A 6,219-nucleotide genomic window follows, 5' to 3' on the forward strand; every position below is an offset into this window, starting at 1 on the left:
GTCGAGAACCTGATTGCTTTCGCGCGGCAGCGGGCCGTCGTCGAAGGTCAGCACCACCTCGTGGTCGCGCAGCGGCAGCGTCTCGCTGTATTGCATCGTGCCGATGCGCGGATGCTCGCGCGGATCGACGACCAGCGTGCGCGATGTGCCGAGCGCATCGGGATTGCCGGGGCAGCTTGCCGCGCGGGCCTGTTGGGGCGGGAGGGTGAGAGCGGCGGCGACGCAGGCCGCACCAACGAGAGACGAAATTCGCAACGAACGTTCAGACAACAGTGCACCGCCTTCACGCGACCGACAGCGCGGTTCACGACGCCCGAATCCCAACCCGGACCGAAAAATAAAACCGCGTCATGAACGGCTGCTTAACCGTTCAAAGTTCCATGGCGATTCTGGGACGCGGAGGCGGCTCAGCGCGCAGTGCGGCCATGCGTATCCGACGCCACCGCGTGACCGGCTTCGTCGGAGGGCACCACATGCACGACGCGGTAGTGGTTTTCGCGCAGCCAGCGCAGGAAGGCCGGCATCATCTCGGCGGTCTGCTTGCGCGGATCGTGAAACAGGATGATGCCGCGGCCGGTCGCCGTCAGCCGCTCGGTGATCAGCTTGAGCTGCTCGTCGGGCGTCATCGGATTCCAGTCGCTGGCCCACAGATCGGCGCCGAAAACCGGAATGCCGCGCGCCTGCAGATCATCCAGCAGCGCCGGGGTGGATTCGAAGTACGGGAAGCGGAAGAACCGGGTGGTTGCCACCGGAATGCCCTTGGCGCGCATCACCGCTTCGTCGGCCGCGATGCCGCGGTCGATCTCGGTCAGCGCGTCGGCATGGCTCAGCGCCGACAGATGCTGATGGGTGTAGGTGTGGTGGCCGATGGTGTGACCGCCGGCCGCGATCCGCCGCACCATGTCGCCCATTTCGGACGCGGGTTTGCCGACCAGGAAGAACGTGGCGCGGACGCACTCGTCGGCGAGCGCCTTCAGCACCGTCGGGGTGGTGGCGGCCGGACCGTCGTCGAAGGTCAGTACGACCTCGCGATCAGCAAGCGGCAGGGTTTGCGGGAAGCTCTTGAGGCCGACGCGCGGATAGGTCGCCGGATCGACGGTGAGCACCCGCGAGGTGCCGAGCGTGCCGGGGCGGGGGCACTCGGTGGCGTGAGCAGTCCCGCCGAGGGCGGCGAGGGCGACAAAAGCAGCTGCGGTGCGCGCGATGATCACGACACCCTCCGGGTTGGCGGATTGTTGGTGGGTGTCACGAATATCATTGCGCTTTGCTTCACCGATTGGTTATTGCCACGGGCATTCGCGCCGCCGTTCGACAGTGCATCTTGCCCGACGGCGCCCGATTTCTGCAACCAGTAAAACCCGCGGGAGCCCCCATGACCGACGACGTGGATGCGGTCGTGCGGCCCGACCTGGCCGCTCTCGATCCTGTGGCAATGCGGGATGACCATGGCGATCTCCGGGCCGAGTTCGTCGAGGCGGTGTCTCACGCCATCGCCGCCGAGGACGCGGGTTCGCTGCGGGCCGTGGTGTCCGAACTCCACGAGGCTGACCTCGGCGACCTGATCAAGGCGCTGGATTCCGACGAGCGGGTCCGGCTGGTGGAACTGACCGGGGCCGATTTCGACTTCTCTGCGCTCAACGAAGTCGACGAAACCGTCCGCGAGGAGATCCTCGAAGAGCTCGAGCCGGCGACCGTCGCGGAGGGCGTTCGCGAACTGGATTCCGACGACGCCGTCGAGCTGCTGCAGGTGCTCGACGAAGAGGATCAGGATGAGATCCTCGACAAGCTGCCGCCCTCCGAACGCGATGCGCTCGAGCGCAGCCTCGACTATCCGGAAAGCTCCGCCGGCCGGCGGATGCAGACTGATTTCATCGCCGTGCCGCGGGACTGGACCGTCGGCGAAGCGATCGACTTCATGCGCGAGACCGCCGAGCTGCCGGATCGTTTCTACGAGATCTACGTCGTCGACGGCGTCAATCACTGGCAGGGCGCGGTGTCGCTGGATCGGCTGCTGCGGTCGCATCGCAATGTGCCGCTGCCTGAACTGGTCGACGAGGACCGCCGCAAGGTGTCGGTGAACGACGATCAGGAGGAGGTCGCTCGCCTATTCGGCAAGTACAACCTCGTCGCTGCCCCCGTGGTCGACGGCCAGAACCGCCTGGTCGGCGTCATCACCATCGACGACGTCGTCGACGTGATCGAGGAAGAGGCCGACGAAGACCTCAAGGCGCTGGGCGGCGTCACCAGCGATGAAGAACTGTCCGACCGCATGTGGACGATCGCGCGCGGCCGGTTCAACTGGCTGCTGGTCAACCTCGCCACCGCGTTTCTGGCGTCCTCGGTGCTCGGCCTGTTCGAGGATCAGTTGCAGCAGATGGTGGCGCTGGCGGTGCTGGCGCCGATCGTCGCCAGCCAGGGCGGCAACGCCGCGACCCAGACCATGACGGTGGCGGTGCGGGCGCTGGCCACCCGCGAACTCGGCGCCTGGAACGCGGTACGGGTGGTGATGCGTGAGGCGCTGGTGGGCCTCGTCAACGGCGTCGCGTTTGCGCTGATCACCGGCATCGCGGCCTACGCCTGGTTCAGGGTGCCGGGGCTCGGCGTGGTGATCGGGCTGGCGATGATCTGCAATCTGGTCGCCGGCGCGCTCGGTGGTATCCTGATCCCGATGGCGCTGGAGAAAATGCGGGCCGACCCGGCCGTCGCCTCGGGCACCTTTGTCACCACCGTCACCGACGTGGTCGGCTTCTTCGCCTTCCTGGGCATCGCAACGCTGTGGTTCGGACTGAAGTAATCCTCTTCACGGGCTGTTAACGCTGTTGGCGGACGATTCCGTCCATGACCCAGATACAGCGGCTGCGGCTCAAGGCGGACGGACGGATCGTCGAACTACGCGACGGCCACGAGTTTCCGCCCGTGCCTAATGGTGCCGAATCCGCCGGGCGCGGATCGGAGCCTGAGCCGAAGGTGCGCGACCTGCGGCTGCGGGCGGGCCTGACCCAGACCGAATTCGCCGCGCGTCTTGGCGTTCCGGTCGAGACCATCCGGAACTGGGAGCAGGGCAAGCGCAGCCCGCGGGGACCTGCGCGTGCGCTGCTGACCGTGATCGCCCATACGCCCGATGTGGTGTTTGCGGCTTTGGCCGGTCGGCGGGAAGAAATTAGTAAGCTCGTCGCAGCGCCAGCGATTGGCAGCGAGTGCTGATCGGTTCATACTACTTCTGATCAGTCTGCGTACCCAAAATGCGGGACGATCGTCATGCAGACCGCCGACGCGCACTTCGTCGAGGCCCATGGGGCGAAGATTCCCCCAATCGGGCTCGGGACCTGGGAACTGAGCGGCCATAGCTGCGCGCGGATCGTCGAGCAGGCGCTCCGCCTCGGCTATCGCCATATCGACACCGCCCAGATCTACGAGAACGAGCGCGAGGTCGGGGAGGGCATTCGCAACTCCCACATCCGCCGCGATCAGCTGTTCGTCACCACCAAGGTCTGGACCACGCATTTCGCGCCCAATGACCTCATTCGCTCGGCCAAGGAGAGCCTGGTCAAGCTGCGGCTGTCCGAGGTCGATCTGCTGCTGTTGCACTGGCCGAACGCGCATGTGCCGCTGGCGGAAACCCTCGGCGCTCTGTCGCAGGCCCGCGCGCTCGGCCTGACGCGGCACATCGGTGTTTCGAACTTCACGGTCGCGCTGCTCGCGGAGGCGGTCGCGGTCTGTCCGGCGCCGCTGGTGTGCAATCAGGTCGAGTACCACCCGTTTCTCGATCAGCAGAAGGTGCTCGCCGCCTGCGCGCTGTACGGCATGGCGCTGGTCGCCTACAGCCCGATCGCCCGCGGCAACGCCAAGAAAAGCGAAGTTCTCACCAGGATCGGCACCGTGCACGGCAAGACCGCGGCGCAGGTCTGCCTGCGCTGGTTGATCCAGCAGAATGTCGCGGCAATTCCGCGCAGTTCGCGGCTCGAGCGGCTGGCGCAGAACATCGACGTGTTCGACTTCGAATTATCGGAAGCCGAAATGCAGGAGATCTTCACCCTCGGCAGTCCGAAGGGACGGCTCACCACGATGGCGACCGCCCCGGTGTGGGACTGAGCGCTACCCGCCGTTGACCTCGCTGCCGGAATAACGCACGTCGCTGAGACGACCTTCAGCGTTCCGGTGACCGATGTTCTTCCTGCTCTCCAAGATCCTCGGCTTCTTCGTCCATCCGTCCAACACGATCGCGATGATCTGTGTGGCGGGCCTGGTGCTCATGCTGACGCGCTGGTGGCGGGCCGGGCGGGCGCTCTTGATCGGCGGCGTCGCGCTGCTGCTGATCGTCGGTTACTCGCCGCTCGGCAACGTGCTGCTGCTGTCGCTGTCGGAGCGGTTTCCGCCCTGGCACGAGGCCGGGCGCGCGCCGGATGGCATCATCGTGCTCGGCGGAGCGATCGATTCCGAACTCAGCGCTGCTCGCAACACCCTCGAACTCGACGCCTCGGCCGAGCGCGTCCTCGCTACGCTCGATCTGGCGCGGCGCTATCCGAAGGCGCGGATCGTCTATAGCGGCGGCAGCGGCAATCTAATCCAGCGCTCGGTCGCCGAAGCGCCGCTCGCCGGCGAACTGCTGGAGCGGTTCGGTCTGGCGTCGGATCGCGTGGTGCTGGAGGACAAGTCGCGGACGACCGCCGAGAACGCCGCCTATACGCGTGCTCTGGTGTCGCCGAAGCCCGGCGAACTCTGGCTGCTGGTGACGTCGGCATTTCACATGCCGCGATCGATCATCGCATTCCGTGCTGCCGGCTTCGACGTCGTGCCTTATCCGGTCGATTGGCGAACGCGCGGCAGCGAGGACGCGGCACGCACGTTCTCGACACTCGCAGCCGGGCTCGCACGCACCGACGTCGCAGTGCATGAATGGGCGGGGCTGCTTGCCTATCGGCTCGGCGGCAAGACGACGTCGCTGCTGCCGTCGCCGTAAGCCACTCAGTCGTGGCGCGGCAGGCCGAGCCGGTACACGCCGCGGAAGTCGTTCGGATCCGCCGGCTTGCCCTTGCGGTAGATCACCAGCCGGCCGTCCAGCGCCAGCGCCACGGCGGCGCGCCGGATCGGCATCAGCAGGCCGTGCCAGTCACCTTCGGGGCGAAGCGCGTGAGCGATCTCCGGCGCGCTGAGCGTGCCGTGGCCGGCTTTGTTCAGTACGGCGAGGATGTCGTCTTCGAGGGCGGAGACAGGCGAGGCGGGGGCAGGCGCCGAATCGTGAGGGGTCATGGCAATGCAGTGCCGCAATGGCAGGCGCGCCGCAACCTCGACCGATTGACAGTCGCTCCGGCCGTGGATTGATTGCCGAGGGACGCATCGCTGCGGGGATGAAGGGAGTTTTCGGCCATGGCGCGGACGCTGGTGATCGGCAACAAGAACTACTCGTCATGGTCGATGCGGCCGTGGATCGCCCTGAAGGCCACCGGCGTCACATTCGATGAGGTGGTGATCCCGCTCTACACCGGTGACGCCGACAAGCGCCGCATCCTCGCCTTCACGCCCGCCGGCAAGGTGCCGGTGCTGGTCGACGGCGACGTCACGATCTGGGATTCGCTGGCGATCATCGAATATGCCGCCGAGCGCTTCCCCAAGGCCCAACTCTGGCCCGACGATGTCGCCGCGCGGGCTCACGCGAGGTCGGTTGCGGCTGAGATGCACTCCGGCTTCGTCACGCTCCGCACCGAGTGCGGCATGAACATCCATCGGCCGGTCGGCGCCAAGCCGCTATCGGATGCGGCGCGTGCCGACATCGCCCGGGTCCAGGAGATCTGGACCGACTGCCGCCACCGCTACGGCCGTTTCGGGCCGTATCTGTTCGGCCGCTTCAGTGGCGTCGATGCGATGTTCGCGCCCGTCGTGCACCGGTTTCGCACCTATGCGGTCGAGGTCGACCCGATCGCGCAGGGCTACATGGAAGTGATGATGGCGCTGCCGGCGTTCCAGGAATGGACTCAGGCAGCCCTGGCCGAGACCTGGATCATCGACAAATTCGAGACCTATTGACCTGCGGAAGGGGATTCATTCCCAAGCCCCTCCGGTTCCTCGCCTTCAGGCGCCTAGATCGCTGAAAAACAAGCAAAATCGGGGCGCCAGCTATGCGTGATTCACTGGCCAGGAGAGCGTCTCGCGTGCTATAAGCGCGCGGGGTTTGGGGGGAACCGATCACACCCGGCAACAGGGATCGGATCGGTATTCAAG

The 6,219-nt window shown here is 66.2% G+C and carries 7 protein-coding genes and 1 pseudogene; 5 read left to right on the forward strand and 3 right to left on the reverse strand.

Going from position 1 to position 6,219, the window contains the following annotated elements; translation table 11 throughout:
• A pseudogene (locus tag DYI24_RS19140) lies at positions 1-270 on the reverse strand (polysaccharide deacetylase family protein); the annotation flags it as partial.
• A gap of 137 nt (positions 271-407) precedes the next feature.
• Positions 408-1,211, reverse strand: a complete 804-nt coding sequence (locus DYI24_RS19145) for a polysaccharide deacetylase family protein (protein WP_164573437.1) — start codon at positions 1,209-1,211, stop codon at positions 408-410.
• A gap of 161 nt (positions 1,212-1,372) precedes the next feature.
• Here DYI24_RS19145 and mgtE point away from each other — a divergent pair, with 161 nt between their 5' ends.
• From mgtE to DYI24_RS19165, 4 genes are all read left to right on the forward strand, one after another.
• Positions 1,373-2,794 carry a magnesium transporter gene (gene mgtE / locus DYI24_RS19150; RefSeq protein ID WP_164573438.1) on the forward strand — a complete coding sequence of 474 codons (1,422 nt, stop codon included), beginning with the start codon at positions 1,373-1,375 and terminating at the stop codon, positions 2,792-2,794.
• Between the two features lie 53 nt (positions 2,795-2,847).
• Positions 2,848-3,204 (forward strand): helix-turn-helix domain-containing protein, encoded by a 357-nt coding sequence (locus tag DYI24_RS19155; RefSeq protein ID WP_349627798.1) that lies wholly within the window; start codon positions 2,848-2,850, stop codon positions 3,202-3,204.
• Positions 3,205-3,258: 54 nt separating this feature from the next.
• Positions 3,259-4,092, forward strand: coding sequence for an aldo/keto reductase (locus tag DYI24_RS19160; protein ID WP_107345012.1), 834 nt, complete (start codon positions 3,259-3,261; stop codon positions 4,090-4,092).
• A gap of 73 nt (positions 4,093-4,165) precedes the next feature.
• Positions 4,166-4,960 (forward strand): YdcF family protein, encoded by a 795-nt coding sequence (locus DYI24_RS19165; RefSeq protein WP_164573440.1) that lies wholly within the window; start codon positions 4,166-4,168, stop codon positions 4,958-4,960.
• 5 nt (positions 4,961-4,965) lie between these two features.
• On the opposite strand, the gene DYI24_RS19170 is transcribed toward DYI24_RS19165, so the two are convergent.
• Entirely contained in the window at positions 4,966-5,250 is a 285-nt protein-coding gene (locus DYI24_RS19170) for a DUF3253 domain-containing protein (protein ID WP_107345010.1), read from the reverse strand.
• Between the two features lie 117 nt (positions 5,251-5,367).
• Here DYI24_RS19170 and DYI24_RS19175 point away from each other — a divergent pair, with 117 nt between their 5' ends.
• Positions 5,368-6,024 carry a glutathione S-transferase family protein gene (locus DYI24_RS19175; protein ID WP_164573441.1) on the forward strand — a complete coding sequence of 219 codons (657 nt, stop codon included), beginning with the start codon at positions 5,368-5,370 and terminating at the stop codon, positions 6,022-6,024.
• Positions 6,025-6,219: the final 195 nt, after the last annotated feature.

The organism is Rhodopseudomonas sp. BR0C11 (assembly GCF_010820945.1).
In the GTDB taxonomy this organism is placed as follows: Bacteria; Pseudomonadota; Alphaproteobacteria; order Rhizobiales; family Xanthobacteraceae; genus Rhodopseudomonas; species Rhodopseudomonas palustris_H.